Source organism: Vibrio sp. S11_S32, assembly GCF_014694465.1.
Taxonomy (GTDB): domain Bacteria; phylum Pseudomonadota; class Gammaproteobacteria; order Enterobacterales; family Vibrionaceae; genus Vibrio; species Vibrio algicola.
In genome coordinates, this window is the sequence record NZ_JAAUWS010000010.1 from 60706 (window position 1) to 82840 (window position 22135).

Below are 22135 nucleotides of genomic sequence, written 5' to 3' on the forward strand. Positions count from 1 at the left end.
CGCTCCTTAATTTCTGAACTTGGGTGAGTTAATCATACCTATCAAAGTCATTAGCTGATTAGATAGTTACTACGATTGGTATTAATACCGTTGCTCGCTAGATTGTCGATATAAGCGGCTCAATAAATTTGAATATTCCGAAAAGATGCTGACCCATCCATGGACGCTTGAGAAAAGGTCATCCCTGACCTTTGACACTTTTCTCTATAATCAAATTCATCGATCCTAGTACAATTGGCATGTTCATCGAAACAAAAGGATCATCACGACCTTTTTACCTACCATGATCTTTTTACTTATGATGTGCCTGTTGTTACTTTGAAGCTATTGCCACTTTGATGTTACTGCTACTTTGCTGCTAATGCTTGCAACAATTTGCCATGGATCCCTTCAAAGCCACCATTGCTCATTACTAAGATCTGATCGCCAGCATGGGCTTGTGCCACCACTCGCTCAACAAGTGTATCGATATTATCTTCAACAAAAGCAGTTTGTTCACATTGATCGGCGACCGATTGTACTGACCACTGGATATTATTGGGTTGGTATAACGCCACCACATCAGCATGTTTAAATGCTGCCGCTAAGGTTTGTTGATGCACTCCCATTTTCATGGTGCTAGAGCGAGGTTCAAACACCGCAATAATTTTACTGTCACCGACTTTATTGCGCAGACCATCAAGGGTTAAATCAATCGCGGTTGGATGATGGGCAAAATCATCATAAACCGTCACGTTAGCTTCAATGCCTTTTAGTTCTAAACGACGTTTCGTATTAATAAATTTGCCTAACGCTTCACAAGCAAGATCGGCGGTGACGCCAACATGTCGCGCCGCGGAAATCGCCATTAAGGCATTATTGACATTATGATCACCGACCAAATCCCATTTCACTACTCCGCCCAACTGACCATCGAGATAAACATTAAAATGGCTGCCATCTTTTTGAATTTTTTCAGCTTTCCAGTGACCATCATCGCCTATATGTTCGAGTTCACTCCAGCAACCACGTTGGATCACATCCTCTAGGCCAGCATCATTAGTCGGGGTTAAGATCCGTCCGTTACCCGGAACAGTACGCACTAAATGATGAAATTGTCGCTTGATCGCTTCAAGACCGTCAAAAATGTCAGCATGATCGAACTCAAGATTATTCATCACTAAGGTGCGTGGATGATAATGAACAAACTTTGAACGCTTATCGAAAAAAGCACTGTCATATTCATCTGCTTCGACCACAAAAAACATACTTTCGCCTAGACGAGCCGATACACCAAAGTTACCAAGTACACCACCAACCAGAAAGCCCGGTGTATAGCCACAGTCTTCTAAAATCCAAGACAACATGCTTGCCGTGGTGGTTTTCCCATGGGTACCCGCTACCGCTAACACCCAACGATCATGCAATAAAAACTCTTGTAACCATTGCGGGCCAGAGGTGTATTTAAGATTCTGATTTAATACATATTCCACGCACGGATTACCACGACTCATGGCATTTCCTATTACCACTAAATCGGGGGCGGGATTTAATTGAGAAGGATCGAATCCTTCAATTATTTCAATACCTTGAGATTCAAGCAAAGTGCTCATTGGCGGATACACATTGGCATCACTGCCAGTTACTTTATGCCCTAGCTGGCGAGCTAATACGGCGGCACCGCCCATAAAAGTGCCACAAATACCAAGAATATGAATATGCATAATAGGTTTTCCTTCCCACTTTTTTGTGAGACTCAAATTAGGTCAATAACTTTGTGCGAAATAGTAACTCAAACGCAATCAAATGTATGGTGTTCGAAAACAATTTTCTGTGCATTATTATGAATTATCTCTTTTAATATCGAGACCTTGCTTAAGTGCACATTTGTGAAGCTTCATCAGTTACTTCATTACCATTAATAAGATTCTGGATTTACAATCGAATAAATGAGTATCCAAAAGAGATACACACTGGTACTACCACTATTTCCTGCAATGAATAAAATTAACGACAAAAAAGGATCCATTATGTCGATAACTCGCACGTTAGGCGAATTTATTATTGAACACCAAAATCACTTTCCTCATGCCAGTGGTGACCTTTCTTCTCTGCTTGGCTCGATAAAATTAGCGGCTAAAATTGTCAACCGAGAAATTAACAAAGCCGGTTTAGTTGATATTACGGGTTCAGTTGGTGCTGAGAATGTGCAAGGTGAAGAGCAACAAAAGCTCGATCTGTATGCCAATGACAAATTTAAAGCCGCACTTGAAGCTCGTGGTCAAGTTTGTGGTATTGCCAGTGAAGAAGAAGATGAAGCGGTAAGCTTTAATAAAGAACTCAATAAAAATGCCAAGTATGTGGTGTTAATGGATCCTTTAGATGGTTCATCGAATATCGATGTGAATGTCTCGGTCGGAACCATCTTCTCGATCTACCACCGAGTATCTCCGATTGGTAGTGCGCCGACTGCGGAAGATTTTCTTCAGCCAGGCCATAAGCAAGTGGCGGCGGGCTACATTATTTATGGCTCATCCACCATGCTGGTATACACCACAGGTAAAGGGGTACATGGCTTTACTTACGATCCTTCGATCGGAGTCTTCTGCTTGTCACATGAGAAAATGATGATCCCTGCTACAGGCTCAATCTATTCGATTAATGAAGGCAATTACATTCGTTTTCCGACTGGAATAAAGAAATACATTAAATACTGCCAAGAAGATGCACCAGAAGATAACCGTCCTTACACCTCGCGTTATATTGGTTCATTGGTGGCAGATTATCACCGTAACCTATTAAAAGGTGGCGTCTATTTATACCCAAGCACTCAAAGCCATCCTGATGGTAAATTGCGTTTATTGTATGAATGCAACCCGATTGCTTTCTTAATGGAGCAATCTGGCGGTAAGGCAACTGATGGCTATCAACGGATTTTAGATATCAAACCAACCGAACTGCATCAACGCGTTCCTTTCGTAGTCGGCTCAACGATAATGGTTGAGAAAGTTGAATCCTTCTTGCAACAATACCCAGATTAATAATGTAATTGGCTAACAACCCCTAATAATTGGCAATGAAGGTCCTTTTGGCTTTCATTGCTTTTTTATGCCTCCCTTAATCCTCTCTGCCCCCTTTGTCGATCGAATTTTTGTAACTTTTCCGCTACAAACCACTGACAAGTCACGTTATAATCTGACGGTTTATTACTCTTAGAAAGGAATTCCAATGAGCTTGAACCACGTCCCGGCTGGTAAATCATTACCTGATGATTTGTATGTTGTTATCGAAATCCCAGCCAATGCTGACCCAATTAAATATGAAGTTGATAAAGACAGTGGAGCATTATTTGTCGACCGTTTTATGTCGGCACCAATGTTCTACCCATGTAACTATGGTTATGTGAATGAGACACTATCATTAGACGGTGATCCGGTTGATGTATTAGTCCCAACCCCGTTTCCATTAATGCCGGGCTCGGTGATCCGTTGCCGCCCAGTTGGGGTATTGAAAATGACCGATGAGTCAGGTGAAGATGCCAAAGTGATCGCGGTTCCACATAGCAAACTGTCTAAAGAGTATGATCATATTCAAGATATTGGTGATGTACCTGAATTACTCAAATCACAAATCACCCACTTCTTTGAGCGTTATAAAGATCTTGAAAGCGGAAAATGGGTAAAAGTTGATGGTTGGGAAGGTGTGGCATCAGCGCGCGCTGAAATTTTAGAATCCTTTGAGCGAGCGAAGAAATAATTAAACTGCTCCCTGAAATTTCTAACTATGATAGTTGATTTTAATATAAAAAAAGAGCTCGCCATTATTGACGTGCTCTTTTATTTTTATCGCAGTATTGATTCAGTTAAGCATCATCCTAGCTTATCTTGATTGAGATTGAACGCCCGACACCTGCACACTCACTAATACAACAGCTGGTATCTAAACCGCATTGCCTTTTATCAATCAAAACTAAACTGGTAAATAAAATCGACGGCGCTGTCTAATCCAGTTATCGCTTCAACATAAAAATCACTCATTAACTCATAGCGCACGGTAAATTCACCCAAAGCATTAAAGATACCAACGCCATATTTCACTTGCAGCCCAGGGGCGATATAACCACTCACCGTCACTTGTGATTCATCTCCTGAACCTGCGGTGCCAAGTTGTAAGTCTTGCACCCCAAATTTTTCTCCTAACTCGCCAACCACTCTGCCACTTTTGGCTAAGCTTAACCCAATTAGCGCTGTAGTCATGGCGCTACCACCGGATCCATCTTCCACATCACGCCCACGCAATAAATACGATAACGCGCTGGTTTGAGACATTGCAGGCTCTGAAAACACAGTAACTTCTGGTGCATCAGCAGGGCCGGTAACTTCGATCCCTGCCGTCACATCATCTTCGGTATTGTCAGGATTACGGATCGCTTTGATCGACACATAAGGTTGATCTGCCGGGCCGTTCATAATGATCTTACCTTCTTTGATCACCAGATCTTGCCCGAAAGATCGATATGACCCTCTCTCAATTCGAATCTCACCTAAAATAAAGGGACCTTTGTTCTTCTGAGAAACTTTTAAATGCCCAACTAAGTTACCGCGTAAACCAAAGGCTGATAAACTCACATCGTCCCCGATATTGATGGTGACACTGGTTTGAAGCGCCATCGGCAACCTGGAGCTTTTTTCAACCGGTTGCAGGTTTTGATCTAAGATCACTTCATCTTTCGATAAACCAATGGCACTTTCGGGAAGATTTTCGACTAAGATCCGTCCCCATGGTATATCAATATTACCGGTGATCTTGGCAAGTTTAGGCGTGATCGCAATGGTAAGATCCGGCCTAACCTTTAAGCGTACCATTGGCGGCGCTTCAACTTTTAAATCGTCACCAAACGCTCGCAGATTCACTCGCCAATTTTTACGCTTTGACCAATCGGCATCACCTTTTAGGTTAAGTTCACCATCCGGCGTGTGAAGTTTTGAGTTTAAGCGTGCAGAATAACCATTAAATTTAGTATTAATCTCACCACTGTTGACGTCCACAGGAAAGGCTTGTCCTTCTAACTTCATTTTTGAAATCGTAAAGTCACCAACCACTCTCGGATTTAAGATTGGCCCTTGAAAATTAAGCATTGAGTTAATGTCAGCTTCCATTAAATTTTGCTCGCCTAACAAGGCTGATAATGGCAACAAGTTAATATGCTTGATACTGTTCATACCTTGCATAATCGGTCGTTTACTTTGTACTTTATCGATCGCCACTTTGCCTTCAATTTCACCATTATTAGTCAAATCAAATAGCCATTTAAGATCGAGCTTATCATTGGCAAGCGCGGCTGAAAGTTGAAGCTCTTCCCAACCAATGGTGAGTGGAGGAGCAATGTTTTGTGTTACATGACCTTTAGGAATATGCAAATCAAGCTTAACTTGAGGTGGCGTATTGGGTGCCCATTTAGCCCAAGCTTTAGCGTTAATTTCTCCGCTAATTAGGGTGCCAGTTGGAATGAACTCTTTTAATTGAGAAAACTTAAAATGACTAACGGCAAGCTTAACTTCTCCTTTTTCGCCCAGTGTTGCGTCTTCCTCTAAACAAATTTTAGCCGGAGAGTTAATCCAACAATGCGCATCCACCGAGGCGATGTTTTTATCTATTTGATACTCTAGCGGCAATGGCGACTGTAACTGCCAGTGTTGGGGTTGTTGCTGCTGCAATACGATTTCAGCCGACTGCAATTGCCCTTTCCATTGCATGTTGGTGGTCGATGTAACCCCTCCCGTAAGAGTAAAGTGAGTGGAGACCAAGTCGCTAATCGCATCAAAATCCAATTGGTGTTTTTTCTGTCCACCCGCAAAGTGAATTTTTAAGCTTTCTAGGTTATGGCCTTGATACTCGCCCTTGGTGGCCAGCAGTGCTAGATCGCCGCTTGGACTCGGAAACGGCGACACTTCACCTTTGATAATTAAAGACTGTAGCGTGGCATCAAACTCTGGCACAGCAAGGTTTTTCGCAGTTAAATTCGAATACACTTTAGGTTGTTTTTGTTGACCACGTAATAATACTCGCCCTTGAATGCTGCCTTTTATTTGTGGCACCGATTGAGATAATGTCGGCGCCTCAATATCGACATCCATATCCCATTCTTTGCCCAATTGACCTTTGATTTTTACGCCATTATCAGCATGAGAAATGCGTAAACCGCGCGTACCAACATTGATGGTGCCATCACCATTCGCATCATTGGCGTTGATCTGTCCTTTCATTAAAATCGGATACTGACGTAAGATCCCTTGAATATCGACGCTCGGAACTTGTACCCGCCAACCGCCTTGTTTGGTGAGTGTGCCGGAATTAATCACACTGCCGCTGATCTTGCCTTCTGCTTGTGGCCATTGCTGTCCTGGTTGAATATCGGTAAAACCTAAGGTTGCGGTCCAATGCAATAACTGTTGCCAATTCACCATTAATTGCCCCGACACATGGCCGCCCAATGTATCCAGTGTGATTTTTTGGATCTTGACGTGGGATAGGTCACCCGACCCTGTTACCTCTAATCCTGTGGTGGGAATATCATCACCAGAAGCATCGGCTTGAACGTCAAATTGATAATGTTCTAATGAACCTTTCGCGCTCAAATTAGGCACGGCAACATGATAATCAGCCGGGCCTTTTAATGGCCAGCGCACTTTGGTTTGAGTGAGATGTACATCAAAAGGCAAGCTAGCTTTCAGTGGTTGTAATGTTCCGCTTAGATGTGCATTGGCTCCATTTGATAACTGAGTCACTAGTGATAAATCAGCCACGCTACCATCGGCTTCTAAACGAATTTTTTGACCTAAATAATCCTCCATTTTCACTTGGCTATTGGCGCGTAAGGTTAATGGGTAATCTCCGGCTAATGTCACCTTTGCTTTAGCATCGAGATCAGCTTGCGGCATATCAAGTTGCAAGCGATTAATACTCACCTTGCTGCCTCGAGTATTGCCATTTAATGCTAAGCGATTAACCACGATCGGGGTATCACCGTTCAGGCGAAAATCTTTTACTTCAAACGGTTCAATATTCAAGTTTATCGGTAGCTTGATTTCCGGTAATGCTATATCGGGTTGCTCGGATAGCGGCACTTTTTTAACGGGTGAGGTTGATTGTTTAGGGGAACTAGATGCAAGAGATAAACGAATACTTTGCCAGGTGGTCGGGCGCAGCGTTAAGGTGCTACCTTGCATATATAAGCCACTCGAAAACGACTGCCACTTAACCTTATTGCCGAGTATATTTAAATCGATATCGTTGAGGGTAAGGTGAGTTAACGACACTGGAATAGGCAAAAAAATCGATGACATTGGCGCTGACGAATCATCCTCACTGCTTGGCGTATCGGGTAATGATGGCAGGTCGAGCTTTAAACCTTGCAGCGCGACCGTATCAACACACACTGAGTGTTGTAGCAAACAATCTAAAGTAATGGCGAAATCTAAGCGTTTTAATTTAACCTCTAATGGCAACTCTGGAGCATGATATTGGACATTTTTTAATGTAAATGCGGGTAATACGCTCCCTTCAGCCTCACCCACACTTAACTCTGGTAATGCTTTATGTGCCACCCACAGTGCGCTATTTAGCCCAAGATTGGTAAACAATAACACTGCCAATAACAACAGTAGTATGAGTACTGTTGTCGGGATAAGAAGGGTAAGTCCTAGTAACCATTTAAGTAATCGTCTCATTACAACTCTGGCCCTAAGGTAAAGTGGATCTTAAATTGATCGCCTTTATCAGCATTCTGACCATAAGCAAAATCAAGGCGCACCGGACCTACGGGTGATCCCCAGCGTAAACCCATTCCTAAACCAGTTTTCCATTGTGGGGTATCTGTCCATGCATCACCAAAGTCGGCAAAGGTTGCCCACCACCAATTACCCGTAATACGATATTGGTATTCAAAACTACTGGTTGCCATATAAGCTCCACCCTCTAATTCACCTTCACTATTTTCAGGTGAAATATCTTCATAGCCATAACCGCGTAGCGAGTTAATCCCCCCCACAAAGAAACGCAATGATGGTGGTACTTTATCCCAATCTTCAGCAAAGGTCCCCCCTGCATCTAATCGAGTTAAGAATCGGTGATTTTCTCCAGCTCCGCGCACCCAGCCAGTATGGCCAATCACTCGTAATACACGGGTGTCAGATAAAACGGCTGGATCACCATATTCGACTTTAATACTTTGTTTATCTCCCCACATCGGCATACCACTGGTACCGCGTGTTCTGACTCGTGAAAATGATATGCCAGGCAAAGCAAACAATGAGTGGCCAGATTCCGAAGCCTGTACATAATCTTCATATAAAAGACGAACATAAATACTGCGATGCCAACCATCATCGTACAGCCAATGACGTTCAAACGATAAATTTTGTTCTTGGCTATCGGTGTCATTTTCATTTTCGTCTTTAAAACCATATTGCACCAAATAATAATCATGCAATACATCGACTAATGGAATTTTGTAGTTGGCAATAAAGGTTTTCTCTGGGCTTGAGAGCATCACACTGGCACCGGTACTATGCCCATATTTATTAAGCCAAGGTTTTTTCCAAGATAATTTCCCTCGCGGCCCAACATCAGTCGAATAACCTAAACCTGTTTCTATTTGGTTTTTGGTTTGTGGCTCAAGGTTCACTTTCATCGGTAATTTTTTGGTTTTACCTGAATGCTCTAGATCCGGCTGTACTGATACGCTTGAAAACCATTCGGTGCTGGATAAGTTTTGATTTAATAGTCCAACCGAAACCGATTGATAAGGGTCACCTTCTTTATAAGGCAGCAATGATCGCACTCGAGGATCTTCAATTTGGCTGCCCTTAATACTAGTATCACCAAATAAATAACGAGGCCCACTCTGGTAATGTAAATGTATAAAAGCTTGATTACGCTGCGGGGAGACTTGTAGACGAGCATCAACAAATTGACCATCAAAATAGCCTTTTTGTAATGCTAAGTTTCTCATTGCACTTTTTAGAGACTCATAATGACCATGATTGAGCACTTGCCCTAGGTTCAGTTTAGAATTATCAATTAAACGAATAAAATCTTTATCTGCTGCCGCTTCTCCTTTGATATCAATATCGCTGATATAAATAATACTCGGCACACCTTTGTCGATTTGAACAATTAATTCGTTATCTTCTTCACTTGCCTCCCCTTCAACCGTAAAGGTAATGTCGGGGTTGTAGTAACCTAATGCTTTTAAGGCGTCTCGAATATTGGTTTCTAATTGGGATTGAAAGCGCAGCGACACCGAATACTGATCTTCTTTGATCGAAGAAAGATAAGCCGATATATTATCTTCAGTCTTTCCTTCTACGCCTTTAATCGTCAGCTCTGTTTCTGCATAACTCGCCGTCGTTGGCAATAGCAGTAAGGAACTTATTAAAAGAGATAAGTAGGTGTATTTCATTGATGGCAAGTGCTCTCTATCCTTAAAAGCAAGCAACCCTTGTGAATTTGAAATCAAAAATAGGGTTATCCGGTCAGGTAGTATAACTGTTAGTCCTTTTTCTCTAAAGCAACAAGAGGTCCAAATATGTCGAATAACCAAAAATTAGTCACAGCAGCAACGGCATTAGTCGGCCGAAATGAAAAAATGCCCGTGACTGAGTGCCATTTTATCAATCAAACGGATTTAAGCGCAGATAAACCAGTAAATTTTCAGCAAGTATTGTTAGGTTTAGGTTGTTTTTGGGGCGCTGAGCGTGTTTTTTGGTCACTCGAAGGCGTAGTAAGTACTTCGGTAGGCTACAGCGGCGGCTATACTAAAAATCCAACCTATCAAGAAGTGTGCTCAGGACAAACGGGTCATGCGGAAGTAGTAAGGGTTATTTTTGATCCGGCCATTGTGACACTCCAACAACTATTAACGGTATTTTGGGAGCGTCATAATCCCACTCAAGGCATGCGCCAAGGTAATGATATCGGCACCCAATACCGTTCAGTGATTTATGTCGACACTCAAGCTGATCTAGACACTACACAAACCAGTAAAGCGACCTATCAATTTGCTTTACAACAAGAGGCTTTATCACAAGATACCGGCTCACAAGGCATCACTACTGAGATTGCGCTAGCACAAGAGTATTACTTAGCCGAAACCTATCACCAGCAATATTTAGCCAAGAACCCTCAAGGGTATTGTGGGATTGGAGGAACCGGAGTGTGCTTTCCTGCGCAATGATGCTTAATGATTATGGCGGTTGCTAGCTCAACCAGAAGAATGTTGGGCTAGCAAAGTGTTGCTGCGATTTTTATTTTGCGAGCTCGGTTGTTAGCACTCTAATGATAGATGTTTAATCGCAAGGTTGATCTCTTTCATCGCTTGTAACTGTTTCTTGTTGGCGACATTAGGCAGTAGTACTCGACCTTGATCAAAGCGAAAGTAACCAATACCTTGGATCATAAATTCACCACTAAATAGCATCTTCACAAAGCGGGCAATTTTAGTGGGACGGTAACAGTTGAAAATTGGTCTCATGTTCATGATTTATATCCACTTTCTATATTCGCATGTAAGATTCTGTCAATAAAACCATTGTGGCAGTGCGAATAAAACCACCACATATAACTGATGAGTCACAGTTATAACCAAAAATAATCTCCAAAAATTAGATCTCAGTGGCAAATACACACTTTAAAACATAATTATTAGGCTATTATATCGGTACATACCCACTCTTTATTTCATTATAGTTTATTAGGTAATCCATATTATGTTGAAAAAATTATCCCTCGTTCTTTTACTATCCATTGCTCCTTTCATCGCCAATGCCAATAATGTGAAAATTGGTCAAAATGTGGCTGCAGTCAGTGTCGAGAAAGGTGGCGAAATTTTTATCCAAGATGATAAAGAGTCTTACCTACCTTGGCGCACCGAGCAAATGTTAGGTAAGGTTCGAGTGATCCAAGCGATTGCCGGCCGTACCAGTGCTAAAGCGATGAATGCTCCACTAATGGACGCCATCACCAATGAACACTTCCCTGAAAGTGATTATCAAACCACCACCGTCGTTAACCAAGATGATGCGATTTGGGGAACAGGTGCATTGGTAAAATCATCGACCGAGGATGGTAAAAAAGATTTCCCTTGGTCTTCAATGGTATTAGATACTGATGGTGTGGTCGCTAAAGCGTGGCAATTGGACGATGGTACTTCAACCATTATCGTGCAAGATAAAAGCGGACGTGTACTGTACAACAAACAAGGTAAGTTAACGGAACAAGACATTGCCAGTGTTCTAAAACTCATCAAGAAAAGCCTTTAGTTACTAGGGCTGTCGATCTGAATTTAATCACCATTATAAATGTTATGTTATAACGCTTTCTTCGCTGCGGCATTGTTGTTATATTATATCAATATTCCGTAGCTAGATGATCTCCCTTTCAATCTATGCTCACATTTACTCAATATTCGAACATTAGGTTGATTATGAACGCTTCTTTATTGCGCTATGCTTTGTTACCTCTCAGTCTCTATTCTATTATGAGTTTTGCTCATGACGATGCAGCCCATCAAACTTCCGAACCCGCTTTTCGTCAACACCAAGCTCACGTTCACGGTGTCGTCACTTATAATTTGGCACAAGATGGTGATGATTTTTTAGTTGAGATCTCATCACCAGGTCATGATGTGGTCGGCTTCGAACATCCGCCGACAAGCAAAGAAGAGCAAACTATTTATCAGCAACGCATGGCGTTATTGAATGCCCCCGATAAAATATTAACCTTATTACCCCAAGCTCAATGCAAGATTGAACATATCGACGTGAACGATACCATTGCCAATGACGACCACGACCACGACCACGACCACGACCACGACCACGACCACGACCAAAATGAAAGCCACCAGCATGCCAGTGTCAACGTCCAATATCATTATCACTGTGGAAATATAGCGCAATTAAATACCATCACCAGTCATTGGTTTGAGTATTTCACTACCACCCAAACACTAAACATTAATTTACTTACCGATAAGGTTCAAACTCAGCTCGAGTTAAGCAAACCAGATCAACAAATTCAGTGGTAAAGGAATAATGATGACTTGCCCTAATGCCTTAACCCTAGAAAACATTCAATTTTCTTGGCCTAAAAAAATGCAACCAACCTTGGCGTTTCCACAGCTTAATATTGCTCATCAGCAGCATGTCTTTATTAAGGGGCCAAGTGGCTGTGGCAAGTCAACCTTGCTCGGGTTATTGTGCGGAATATTAACCCCGCAACAAGGGCAAGTCAGTGTCTTAGGACAAGACCTTAGCAGCTTAAAACAAGCACAACGAGATCAGTTTCGTGCCGATCATATTGGTTATATTTTTCAGCAATTCAATTTATTGCCTTATTTATCGGTGATCGACAACGTGTTGCTGCCTTGTCGTTTTTCTCGCTTGCGTAAACAACGGACGCTGCAGGACGGCCCATCACTGCCGCAACAAGCTAAACAATTGTTATTGCGCTTACAGCTACCGGAAAATTGCTTTGATCAACCGGTCAATGAACTGAGTATTGGTCAGCAGCAACGAGTCGCTGCTGCCCGAGCTTTGATTGGCAAACCAGAAATCATCATCGCCGACGAACCGACTTCCTCGCTCGATACTGATAATCGCCAAGCTTTTATTTCATTGCTTATGGAACAAGCCAATCAATCACAAGCATGCTTAATTTTTGTTAGCCATGATGCCAACTTACAGGCTCATTTTGAACATAGCGTTGATTTAACTCAGCTGAATCAAGCGACGGGAGTATCGGCATGAGCGCCATTTTATCCCTTGCTTGGAAAAGCCTTAGCAACCGAAAAACTACCGCCATTTTAACCCTCTTAACCGTGGCGATTTCGGTGGTGCTATTACTTGGGGTAGAAAAAATTCGCACCCAAGCAAAAGACAGCTTTGCCAACACCATTTCAAATACCGATTTAATTGTCGGCGCCCGCTCTGGCAGCGTAAATTTATTGTTGTATTCGGTATTTCGCATCGGTAACGCTACTAATAATATCGATTGGAAAAGCTATCAAGAAATTACCCATTTGCCACAAGTAAAGTGGGCGATCCCCATTTCTTTAGGCGATTCACACCGTGGTTTTCGAGTGATGGGAACCAATCAGGATTATTTCAGGTTTTATCAATACGGCCACAAGCAAGCACTTACTTTCTCTCAAGGTCACACATTTAAGGGGATGTTTGATACTGTGGTTGGGGCGGATGTGGCCAAAAAACTAAATTACCATGTGGGCGATGATATTATTATCGCGCATGGCATTTCAGATAAGGCTTTCACTCGCCATAAAAATTTACCGTTTAAAATTGTCGGCATTTTAGCCCCCACTGGAACACCGGTAGATAAAACCGTACATGTCTCGCTTGGGGCGATCACAGCCATACATGTGGGCTGGCAATCGGGCGCACATATCGGCGTAACGCCAAGTCAAGAAACACTAGAAAAACAAGCTTTTGAGCCAAAAGAAATCACCGCTTTTATGCTGGGGTTAAACTCAAAAATTCAAACTTTTATGTTGCAGCGCCAAATCAACAATTACACTAAAGAGCCCTTAACCGCGATTTTGCCCGGTATTGCACTGAGTGAGTTATGGGGCATGATGTCGGTAGCGGAGCAAGCGTTAATGGTAATTTCATCGTTTGTGGTGGTGGCCGGTTTATTAGGTATGCTGACCAGTCTATTAACCGGTTTGCAAGAAAGACGTCGAGAAATGGCCATTTTACGCGCGATGGGCGCCCAACCTAAACACGTTTTCTTTTTATTGATGAGTGAGGCAAGCGTACTGACTCTGCTAGGGATCGCAGTGGGTGTGGGGTTACTTTATTGCGCACTAGGCATAAGCGCACCATTGATAGAGCAACAATATGGCATTAAAATCGCTTTAACAGGTCTATCACCACATGATGTTATTTTGCTGGCTATGGTGCAAGTTTCTGGTATTTTAATCGGTCTTATCCCTTCCATAAAGGCCTATCGTCAGTCACTTGCTGACGGCATGAGCATTAAGGTCTAATTATGTCAGAATCGGTAAATCCCCCATTGAAGTGGTGGCAACAACGTTCAGATACTCTCAAAGTTATTGTTGTCTTTTCGTGTCTGGGGATTATGTTATGGAGTCCAATAAGCCATGCAATATCCAAATATTCCGGTGTTGATACCTCGACTCCCCAAGCGACATCTAAGTCGGTAACGGATATCAAGTCGTCGGCTAAAAAAGCGCTAGATATATCAGGGAAAAAAGTCGTCAGTCTTGAATGGGAAGACTTAGTACCCGCCGATGAAAAGCGGCATTTCAATAGTGTTGGAATGCCTATCGCGCCTAATGTTACCAATCATAATGCGCCTGCTGCGAAACAATCTCATATTGGTAAGACTCGCCCCGAATTAGATGGGAAAATCGTTAAGATCCCAGGTTTTGTGATTCCACTTGAAGGCGACGCTAATACCGTCACTGAATTCTTATTAGTGCCGTATTTTGGCGCTTGTATCCATGTGCCGCCGCCACCACCCAATCAAATTATCTATGTAAAGTTCCCTCAAGGGGCACCAGTCCAAAAACTGTGGGATGTGGTCTATGTGGTGGGTAAATTGCAGACTCAAGTTCTCAATCATGAATTGGCCGAAACAGGTTACACCATGCAAGGCGCGAAAATTGAAAAGTACGATGATGGTAATTATTAAGCGATAAGCTAAAACCTAATTGATGCCTATTAATCATGTTAGTACCAATCTCATCATCTTCAGAGTGATGGGATTGGCACGTAATACCAACAGTAGCGTTACACTGCGATAATTCCCTTATCTTGCAACGCCACTAAACATTGCTCGACCAGTTCATCAATCGATTTCTCTCCGGCAGGCAAGTCAATCTCGGCCTGTAATGGCGCTTCATAATCGGAATCAATACCGGTAAAGTTGGCAATTTCTCCAGCGCGCGCTTTTTTATATAAGCCTTTCGGATCGCGCTGCTCGCACACATCGAGTGAAGCATTAACAAACACTTCGATAAACTCACCTTCTGGCAGTAATTCTCGTACCATTTGTCTTTCCGCGCGATGAGGAGAAATAAACGCCGACAATACAATCAGCCCCGCATCGGCCATCAATTTAGCTAATTCACCAATACGGCGAATATTTTCACGACGATCTTGGGCTGAAAACCCCAGATCACGGCATAAGCCATGGCGAACATTGTCTCCATCAAGCAAATAAGTATGATAACCGCGCGCCACCAGTGCCGATTCTAACGCCCCTGCAACAGTGGATTTCCCTGCGCCAGACAAACCGGTAAACCACAGTACAGCGGGCTTTTGGCTTTTTAATTGCGCCCGTGTTTGCTTATTAACTTGATGTTGATGCCAAATCACATTGTCATCTTTTTCAATCGTTTGATTCGCTGCAAGTGCGACACTTTTTTCAATTTGGCTCATAGTTTAACTTCCATCTTAAAAAGGGAAAAAATACGGGATCAACATCAACACTAAGGTTGAATACACCAACGACATTGGCACCCCTACTTTAATAAAATCTTTCATACGGTAATTACCAACGCTATACACCAGTAAATTGGTTTGATAACCATAAGGCGAAATAAAACTGGCGCTGGCACCAAACAGTACCGCCATAATAAATGGCATAGGATCGATACCATACGCCATTGCCATGCTATAACCGATCGGGAAAGCTAAAGCGGCTGCGGCGTTATTGGTGATAAGTTCGGTTAAAACTAAAGTCAGTAGGTAAGTGGCAATCAATGCCCCCACCGGTCCCCAACCATTAAATAAATAAATGAATAAATCGCCCATTTGCGCCGATAACCCTGAAGACATCATTAATTGTGCCAGCGATAATGCAGACCCTACAATCACCACGATATCCAAAGGAAAGCGACGACGTAGCTCACTAATACCGATTGCACCCATCAGTAACATCACAATGATATACGCGGCTAACGCTTTAATAATAGGTACTAACCCCATTAAAGACAGCCCAATAGCTAAAGCAAAACCCAGTAAGACTATGGTGGATTTCTTGCTATCTAATTTAGCGCTGCTATCTAAATCGTTACTCAAGACAAATTCTTTACCATGCGTTTCACGCGCTCGATGAAAGCCTTTCCCAGGTACTAAAATTAACGTATCTCCTGCGGCTAATGTGACATTGCCTAGCCCGCCTTCAAGACGTTCATGCCCACGGCGGATCGCCACCACCACCGCATCAAAGCGCTCTCGAAACTGGGTTGATTTTAAGGTTTTATTGCGAATCGAAGCCGATTGCCCTACCACTACTTCAATAAAACTTTGACCGTTTAAATGATGCTGACCAAATAGAGTGATACCGGTAATTTCTTGTAAGGTCGCCACGCTTTCAACATCACCACAGAACAATAAGCGATCCCCTTCTTGCAAGACTAAATCAGGGGTTACCGAAGCTAAGGTTAGGCCATCTCGGATCACCTCAGCCAAAAATAATTTACGCAGCGCGCGCAGGTTATTCTCGGCAATACTCTTGCCAATTAAAGGAGAGCCTTTTTCAACTCGAGCCTCTAAAAAATAAGGCAGTTCATCTTGCTCATTAGCATCACTGGTTGGTAAAAGATAACTCAATGGGATCAATACCAACACGCCACCGGCCGAGACCGCTAAGCCAATACAAGTTGGAGCAAAGAAGCTTAAGCTAGGTAGTCCGGCATCCACCACAAAACTGTTAATGATAAGGTTGGTAGAGGTGCCAATTAAGGTCAGGGTTCCGCCTAAGATCGCCGCATACGATAATGGTATCAATAAGCGTGATGGCGCGTGGGATTGGTTACGCTTAATCGCGCCAATCAAGGCTACCACCACTGCGGTGTTATTGGTAAATGATGATAAAAAAGCGGTCGACAAACCAAGCTTACTCACCACACTGCCTAGCTTCCCTTTGGAGATATGACGACTTATCCAACTGATCAAGCGCGTTTTTTCTAACGCGCAAGATGCCAAAATTAATAACACTAAGGTTAATAATGATGAGTTGGTGAAGTTTTTCGCCAATCCATTGAGATCAACCGCGCCAATCATAAAAGCAACTAACGTGGCAGCGGAAAAAATAAAGCTAGGTTTGCACTTGGTAAAAATTAAACTACCAATAATGCTCGCTAATAATAATAACACTAACCATTTTTCCCACATGCCAGCATCCAACCTTATTGCTTGTTATGCAGCGATGATGGCTCAAAGATCTGGCTAATATCTTTCGCGTCCCAATGTGGAAAATGCTTACGAATAAGGGCATTTAATTCCACTTCAAAGCCTGCACCACCGCTTGAGCTCAACGATTGAGATTGCTGTGACGATAAACGCTCACGGATCATCCCGGCTCCAACGGTGACGTTAGTTAAGCGGTCAACAAAGATAAAACCACCGGTATCTTCACAATCGGTATAGTGATCTAATGCGACGGTTTCCGTTAACGAGATCTCACATAGGCCAATCCCATTTAACGGCAACTCTTGCGCCTCAAATTGGTCAAGGCTATTGATATCATATTGATGTTTAATCGATTCCAATTGTCCAACCGTATGTTTACCGGCAACTTTAATATCGTATTGACGGCCTGCGACTAACGGTTGTTCCGTCATCCATACCACATCGGCTAAGAAGTGATTGGTGGCTTTGATCGATGCGCCCTGCGGGACCAATAAATCGCCACGACTGATATCAATTTCATCATTTAATGTGATGGTGACCGCTTGTCCGGCGCGCGCACTATCAAGATCGCCATCAAAAGTCACTATACGAGCCACGGTCGAACTTTTACCTGATGGTAAAGCAGTGACGCGATCACCAACTGCAATAGTGCCGTTGGCAATGGTGCCAGCAAAACCACGAAAATCTAAATTAGGGCGGCTGACATATTGCACCGGCAGGCGAAACTCACCTTGCGTATGCTCTTGGCTTAAATCGATATTTTCTAAAATTTGCAGTAATGGTAAACCTTGATACCAAGCTAAATTCTCAGTTTGATCGACCACGTTATCGCCTTCTAACGCCGAAATCGGGATCAATTGAATGTCGATACCTTGATTCAGGTTTTTGGAAAATTCAAAATATTGTTGGCGAATTTCTTCAAAGCGCGCTTGAGAATACTCGACCAAGTCCATTTTATTCACCGCAACAACAAAATGACGAATACCTAATAAACTGGCAATAAAGGAGTGACGACGGGTCTGGTCTAAAATCCCTTTACGGGCATCAATTAAGATCACCGCCACATCACAAGTTGATGCACCGGTCGCCATATTACGGGTGTACTGCTCATGCCCAGGCGTATCGGCAATAATAAATTTGCGTTTTTGAGTCGAGAAATAACGATAGGCAACATCAATGGTAATGCCTTGTTCACGCTCAGCTTGCAGGCCATCGACCAACAAAGCTAAGTCTGGGCGCTCACCCGTGGTACCTACACGCTGGCTATCGTTATTGACGGCTGCTAGTTGATCTTCATAAATCTGCTTAGAGTCATGTAACAAACGGCCAATTAAGGTGCTTTTACCATCATCAACCGAACCACAGGTTAAAAAGCGCATTAATGATTTGTATTGATGTTGAGTCAGATACCCTTCGATACCTAGTTCGGCCAACTCGGCCTCTACTGCTGCGTTCATATTAAAATCCTTGTTAATAACCACCCACGAAATGTGTCATTCAGAGCATCACAATTCGTGTTTTAGAAGTAGCCTTGGCGTTTTTTCATTTCCATTGAGCCAGACTGATCATGGTCAATCGCTCGTCCTTGTCTTTCACTCGATGTCGCCACCAACATTTCTTGAATTATTTCAGGCAATGTCGCCGCGGTAGATTCCACCGCACCAGTGAGTGGGTAACAACCGAGCGTTCTAAAGCGCACGCTTTTTTGCTCAACCTGCTCACCTTGTTCAAATACAAAGCGATCATCATCCACCATGATCAACATGCCATCACGGTTGACCACAGGGCGAACTGCAGATAAATACAAAGGCACAATTTCAATATTTTCTAGATAGATATATTGCCAAATATCCAATTCAGTCCAGTTTGAAAGTGGGAACACCCGAATGCTTTCCCCTTTATTAACTTGACCATTGTAGGTTTTCCATAGCTCAGGACGTTGATTTTTTGGATCCCAACCATGGTGCTTATCACGGAATGAATAGACGCGTTCTTTGGCGCGAGATTTCTCTTCATCACGACGAGCGCCACCAAAAGCCGCATCAAAACCATAGTGATTAAGTGCTTGTTTTAAGCCTTGAGTTTTCATGATATCGGTATGCTTGGATGAGCCATGCACAAAAGGATTACACCCCATCGCGATGCCTTCAGGGTTCTTATGCACCAACAACTCAAAACCGTATTTCTTAGCGGTGCGATCACGAAACTCAATCATTTCTTTGAATTTCCAATCGGTATCGACATGCAATAAAGGGAATGGGATCTTGCCTGGGTAAAAAGCCTTACGTGCCAGATGCAACATCACCGCCGAATCTTTACCCACCGAATACATCATCACTGGGTTATCAAACTCAGCCGCAACTTCACGAATAATATGAATACTTTCCGCTTCCAGTTGTTGTAAGTGAGTTAAACGTTCTTGTTCCATTTCAATATTTCCTTATTACTCTAAGAGCATCTCTTACGGCTAGATATAAGCTACTTAATTAAGCAGATATCACCTTAGCTTGATGTGGATTTAATGATGTAAATACTGCGCTGTTATTGAGGCTGGTTTCAATATTCTCGATATTATTGGCGCTATCATCTTGCTGAAACCAGCTGAGTTTTTTAGCCAACTTCACGACTTCACCCACCACTATTAATGAGGGTGATTGTGCCTGAACGGCTAAACTGGCAAGCTCGGATAGCTCACCAATCAGTACTTTTTGATTTTTATGAGTGCCACGTTCAATAATGGCGATAGGGGTGGTAGTCGCTCTACCATGTTCAATCAATTGTTGTTGGATATGACTCGACTTCATCAACCCCATATAAATGACTAAGGTTTGATTACCACGAGCTAAGGTTTTCCATTCCAGCGTATCTTGTTCCGATTTAAGGTGGCCGGTAATAAACATCGCCGATTGAGCGTAATCACGGTGGGTTAATGGGATACCGGCATAAGCCGTTGCACCCGCAGCGGCAGTAATACCTGGGATCACTTCAAATTGAATACCCGCCTCGGCCAACACTTCTAATTCTTCTCCGCCACGACCAAAGACAAATGGGTCCCCGCCTTTGATCCGCGCGACTTTATAACCTTGGTTGGCAAAATCGACTAGAAGCTGATTGGTTTTATGTTGTGGAACGCTATGATGACCGGCCTTTTTACCCACACAGACCAAAATGGTGGTACTCGGAATTAATGCCATGATTTCATCAGAAACAAGATAGTCGTACAGCACCACTTCCGCTTGCTGTAAATAAGATAAAGCCTTCAAGGTGAGTAGCTCAGCATCGCCTGGACCGGCACCAATAAGCGCAACACGACCAGCAGATAATTGACTGGTTGCTTGGGTTAGCAAAGCCTGCATACTTGGAGCTGCTTGTATGCTCTGTTGCTTGCGCATTGGAAATTGTTTAATCGTATCCATAAGCTTAAATCACCATTCATCCTAAATGAGAATTCATTATGACGATCGAAGCCGATTAGCTGAAATGATAAAAATTCATTCGATATGCAAATAACTGCTAAGGGATAATAGATCCAGCTAATATTAGATCTATCAAACTTATCCGTAAGCAACCGCTAAACCTTGACCAATAGCGCGAAAAGGTTATCGTAGCTATTCGTATTTAAAAGAGCCGTATTTAAAGCGCTGCATTGAAAGAAGCGGCACTTAAATAGGCCATATTGACAAGGAATAGAGTATGCAGTGGAAGTGTGTGAAATTTGCCGAGCTTAGCCCGTTAGAGCTTTATCAGTTATTGCGGCTAAGAGTTGATGTCTTTGTGGTGGAGCAAACCTGCCCTTATCCTGAACTCGATGGCAAAGACATACTAGCTGGGGTTTATCACTTAATAGGGTATCAAGAGAATGAGTTGGTGGCCTGTGCGCGCTTATTGCCACAAGGGGTCAGTTTTTCTGAGGTCAGTATTGGCCGAGTCGCAACTAATAAAAATCATCGAGGTGCAGGGTTAGGTCATCAACTGTTGCAAACCGCGATTGAATTTTGCTTAACATATTGGCCGAATTGCGATATCACCATTGGGGCACAATCGCATTTGGAAGCATATTATCAACAGCATGGATTTAAGAAAGCCAGTGAGGAATACCTTGAAGATGATATCCCTCATATTGATATGACGCGAAAAAATAAAGATTAACGAATTTATTCCGTCCGCGAAAAACCACCACTGGCGAGACGGAAAAATAGCACCGCACCATCTTCTCTCTCTATTTGTAGAATATCCAGATCACCACGATTAGTTAATTTAAAGCGAACCTGCTGACCATGCTTGATCTGACTAAGTGGCTTATCTTTTCCTTCGATCGCGACTAATTTATTGAGATCGGACAAAGATAAATCATTATTTCTAAACACCTGAGAAAGAGTGTCACCTTTGCTCACGGTATAATTATGCCACGGTTCTGGCCCAGCATTATTGGAGATCTCGCGCTTAGCTTGTTGTTCCGCCTTCGCGTCATCACCGGTATTGCCACCAAGACTAATACGTTTTTCATTTTGTTTGTCTTCGGTTTTAGGTTTTGGCTTTGATGCTGTGGTCTCGACCCCATTGATCATCACAGGCACCGCGACACGTTTTGGCTGCGTCACTGCCTTTACTATCGACTCCTGCTTTGGAGTGGATTTGCCAACCGGCAGTAATAACAAAATCAATACCATTGGGATCAGTATCATTAATGCACGTTGGTGTAATTTAGGCAAACTTAGCCAATAAGTCTTAAGCGTGCCAAAAACACTATTTTCGGCTAGTTTTTGTTTAAAGGACGATGGTTGTCGGTTACGTTGATTCACAGCTAAACCTCATTTATATATTCATCATCATAAGAATAAAAGTATTTCTGGTAGAGTACAAAATTTCAGTCTCATCCGATAGTAAAACCCATTATTGTTACAAAGTTTCATCAC

19 protein-coding genes are annotated in these 22135 nt (G+C 42.8%); 9 read left to right on the forward strand and 10 right to left on the reverse strand.

Annotation, left to right across the window (positions count from 1 at the left end):
- Positions 1–347 precede the first annotated feature (347 nt).
- Positions 348–1703, reverse strand: coding sequence for a UDP-N-acetylmuramate:L-alanyl-gamma-D-glutamyl-meso-diaminopimelate ligase (gene mpl / locus HC723_RS07760; RefSeq protein WP_190338701.1), 1356 nt, complete (start codon positions 1701–1703; stop codon positions 348–350).
- A 306-nt stretch (positions 1704–2009) separates the two neighbouring features.
- Between mpl and fbp the strand changes: the two genes are divergently transcribed.
- A complete protein-coding gene (fbp, locus tag HC723_RS07765) occupies positions 2010–3020 on the forward strand; it encodes a class 1 fructose-bisphosphatase (RefSeq protein ID WP_190338702.1) in 1011 nt (336 codons plus the stop codon).
- Between the two features lie 187 nt (positions 3021–3207).
- Entirely contained in the window at positions 3208–3735 is a 528-nt protein-coding gene (gene ppa / locus HC723_RS07770) for an inorganic diphosphatase (RefSeq protein WP_153447889.1), read from the forward strand.
- Positions 3736–3938: 203 nt separating this feature from the next.
- Here ppa and tamB read toward each other — a convergent pair whose 3' ends face one another.
- Together tamB and tamA are read right to left on the reverse strand one after the other, a co-directional pair.
- Positions 3939–7709 carry an autotransporter assembly complex protein TamB gene (gene tamB / locus HC723_RS07775; protein WP_190338703.1) on the reverse strand — a complete coding sequence of 1257 codons (3771 nt, stop codon included), beginning with the start codon at positions 7707–7709 and terminating at the stop codon, positions 3939–3941.
- The gene (gene tamA / locus HC723_RS07780) at positions 7709–9442 is read right to left on the reverse strand and encodes an autotransporter assembly complex protein TamA (protein WP_190338710.1); all 1734 of its coding nucleotides are present in this window, start codon (positions 9440–9442) and stop codon (positions 7709–7711) included. The genes tamB and tamA overlap by 1 nt, the downstream gene beginning before the upstream one ends.
- A gap of 126 nt (positions 9443–9568) precedes the next feature.
- Here tamA and msrA point away from each other — a divergent pair, with 126 nt between their 5' ends.
- On the forward strand, positions 9569–10216 hold the full coding sequence (gene msrA, locus HC723_RS07785; protein ID WP_153447891.1) for a peptide-methionine (S)-S-oxide reductase MsrA: 648 nt from the start codon (positions 9569–9571) through the stop codon (positions 10214–10216).
- Between the two features lie 90 nt (positions 10217–10306).
- Here msrA and HC723_RS07790 read toward each other — a convergent pair whose 3' ends face one another.
- Positions 10307–10513 (reverse strand): DUF1107 family protein, encoded by a 207-nt coding sequence (locus HC723_RS07790; protein WP_153448219.1) that lies wholly within the window; start codon positions 10511–10513, stop codon positions 10307–10309.
- A 235-nt stretch (positions 10514–10748) separates the two neighbouring features.
- Between HC723_RS07790 and HC723_RS07795 the strand changes: the two genes are divergently transcribed.
- The 5 genes from HC723_RS07795 (at position 10749) to HC723_RS07815 (ending at position 14712) form a co-directional block, all read left to right on the forward strand.
- Entirely contained in the window at positions 10749–11300 is a 552-nt protein-coding gene (locus HC723_RS07795) for a YtfJ family protein (protein WP_153447892.1), read from the forward strand.
- Between the two features lie 164 nt (positions 11301–11464).
- On the forward strand, positions 11465–12067 hold the full coding sequence (locus HC723_RS07800) for a ZrgA family zinc uptake protein (RefSeq protein WP_190338704.1): 603 nt from the start codon (positions 11465–11467) through the stop codon (positions 12065–12067).
- A gap of 7 nt (positions 12068–12074) precedes the next feature.
- Positions 12075–12788, forward strand: coding sequence for an ABC transporter ATP-binding protein (locus tag HC723_RS07805; protein ID WP_407701679.1), 714 nt, complete (start codon positions 12075–12077; stop codon positions 12786–12788).
- Entirely contained in the window at positions 12785–14044 is a 1260-nt protein-coding gene (locus HC723_RS07810; protein ID WP_153447894.1) for an ABC transporter permease, read from the forward strand. Before HC723_RS07805 ends, HC723_RS07810 begins: the two co-directional genes overlap by 4 nt.
- Before the next feature lie 2 nt (positions 14045–14046).
- A complete protein-coding gene (locus HC723_RS07815) occupies positions 14047–14712 on the forward strand; it encodes a DUF3299 domain-containing protein (protein WP_446751395.1) in 666 nt (221 codons plus the stop codon).
- A 98-nt stretch (positions 14713–14810) separates the two neighbouring features.
- On the opposite strand, the gene cysC is transcribed toward HC723_RS07815, so the two are convergent.
- The 5 genes from cysC to cobA form a co-directional block, all read right to left on the reverse strand.
- A complete protein-coding gene (cysC, locus tag HC723_RS07820; RefSeq protein ID WP_153447895.1) occupies positions 14811–15461 on the reverse strand; it encodes an adenylyl-sulfate kinase in 651 nt (216 codons plus the stop codon).
- Positions 15462–15476: 15 nt separating this feature from the next.
- Complete coding sequence (locus HC723_RS07825; protein ID WP_190338705.1) at positions 15477–17201, reverse strand: SLC13 family permease; 1725 nt, start codon at positions 17199–17201, stop codon at positions 15477–15479.
- 14 nt (positions 17202–17215) lie between these two features.
- Positions 17216–18676 carry a sulfate adenylyltransferase subunit CysN gene (gene cysN, locus HC723_RS07830; protein WP_153447897.1) on the reverse strand — a complete coding sequence of 487 codons (1461 nt, stop codon included), beginning with the start codon at positions 18674–18676 and terminating at the stop codon, positions 17216–17218.
- Between the two features lie 62 nt (positions 18677–18738).
- On the reverse strand, positions 18739–19647 hold the full coding sequence (gene cysD, locus HC723_RS07835; RefSeq protein ID WP_153447898.1) for a sulfate adenylyltransferase subunit CysD: 909 nt from the start codon (positions 19645–19647) through the stop codon (positions 18739–18741).
- A gap of 58 nt (positions 19648–19705) precedes the next feature.
- Entirely contained in the window at positions 19706–20635 is a 930-nt protein-coding gene (gene cobA / locus HC723_RS07840; protein ID WP_190338706.1) for a uroporphyrinogen-III C-methyltransferase, read from the reverse strand.
- Positions 20636–20912: 277 nt separating this feature from the next.
- On the opposite strand from cobA, the gene HC723_RS07845 reads away from it, so the two are divergent.
- The gene (locus HC723_RS07845) at positions 20913–21368 is read left to right on the forward strand and encodes a GNAT family N-acetyltransferase (protein ID WP_190338707.1); all 456 of its coding nucleotides are present in this window, start codon (positions 20913–20915) and stop codon (positions 21366–21368) included.
- A 5-nt stretch (positions 21369–21373) separates the two neighbouring features.
- On the opposite strand, the gene HC723_RS07850 is transcribed toward HC723_RS07845, so the two are convergent.
- Positions 21374–22021, reverse strand: a complete 648-nt coding sequence (locus HC723_RS07850; RefSeq protein ID WP_225874269.1) for a LysM-like peptidoglycan-binding domain-containing protein — start codon at positions 22019–22021, stop codon at positions 21374–21376.
- Positions 22022–22135 lie beyond the last annotated feature (114 nt).

What these genes read in the sequence shown, in the direction of transcription:
- mpl (WP_190338701.1), bottom strand. Translation starts at nt 1,703, where the DNA reads ATGCATATTCATATTCTTGGTATTTGTGGCACTTTTATGGGCGGTGCC.
- fbp (WP_190338702.1), top strand. Translation starts at nt 2,010, where the DNA reads ATGTCGATAACTCGCACGTTAGGCGAATTTATTATTGAACACCAAAAT.
- ppa (WP_153447889.1), top strand. Translation starts at nt 3,208, where the DNA reads ATGAGCTTGAACCACGTCCCGGCTGGTAAATCATTACCTGATGATTTG.
- tamB (WP_190338703.1), bottom strand. Translation starts at nt 7,709, where the DNA reads ATGAGACGATTACTTAAATGGTTACTAGGACTTACCCTTCTTATCCCG.
- tamA (WP_190338710.1), bottom strand. Translation starts at nt 9,442, where the DNA reads ATGAAATACACCTACTTATCTCTTTTAATAAGTTCCTTACTGCTATTG.
- msrA (WP_153447891.1), top strand. Translation starts at nt 9,569, where the DNA reads ATGTCGAATAACCAAAAATTAGTCACAGCAGCAACGGCATTAGTCGGC.
- HC723_RS07790 (WP_153448219.1), bottom strand. Translation starts at nt 10,513, where the DNA reads ATGAGACCAATTTTCAACTGTTACCGTCCCACTAAAATTGCCCGCTTT.
- HC723_RS07795 (WP_153447892.1), top strand. Translation starts at nt 10,749, where the DNA reads ATGTTGAAAAAATTATCCCTCGTTCTTTTACTATCCATTGCTCCTTTC.
- HC723_RS07800 (WP_190338704.1), top strand. Translation starts at nt 11,465, where the DNA reads ATGAACGCTTCTTTATTGCGCTATGCTTTGTTACCTCTCAGTCTCTAT.
- HC723_RS07805 (WP_407701679.1), top strand. Translation starts at nt 12,075, where the DNA reads ATGATGACTTGCCCTAATGCCTTAACCCTAGAAAACATTCAATTTTCT.
- HC723_RS07810 (WP_153447894.1), top strand. Translation starts at nt 12,785, where the DNA reads ATGAGCGCCATTTTATCCCTTGCTTGGAAAAGCCTTAGCAACCGAAAA.
- HC723_RS07815 (WP_446751395.1), top strand. Translation starts at nt 14,047, where the DNA reads ATGTCAGAATCGGTAAATCCCCCATTGAAGTGGTGGCAACAACGTTCA.
- cysC (WP_153447895.1), bottom strand. Translation starts at nt 15,461, where the DNA reads ATGAGCCAAATTGAAAAAAGTGTCGCACTTGCAGCGAATCAAACGATT.
- HC723_RS07825 (WP_190338705.1), bottom strand. Translation starts at nt 17,201, where the DNA reads ATGTGGGAAAAATGGTTAGTGTTATTATTATTAGCGAGCATTATTGGT.
- cysN (WP_153447897.1), bottom strand. Translation starts at nt 18,676, where the DNA reads ATGAACGCAGCAGTAGAGGCCGAGTTGGCCGAACTAGGTATCGAAGGG.
- cysD (WP_153447898.1), bottom strand. Translation starts at nt 19,647, where the DNA reads ATGGAACAAGAACGTTTAACTCACTTACAACAACTGGAAGCGGAAAGT.
- cobA (WP_190338706.1), bottom strand. Translation starts at nt 20,635, where the DNA reads ATGGATACGATTAAACAATTTCCAATGCGCAAGCAACAGAGCATACAA.
- HC723_RS07845 (WP_190338707.1), top strand. Translation starts at nt 20,913, where the DNA reads ATGCAGTGGAAGTGTGTGAAATTTGCCGAGCTTAGCCCGTTAGAGCTT.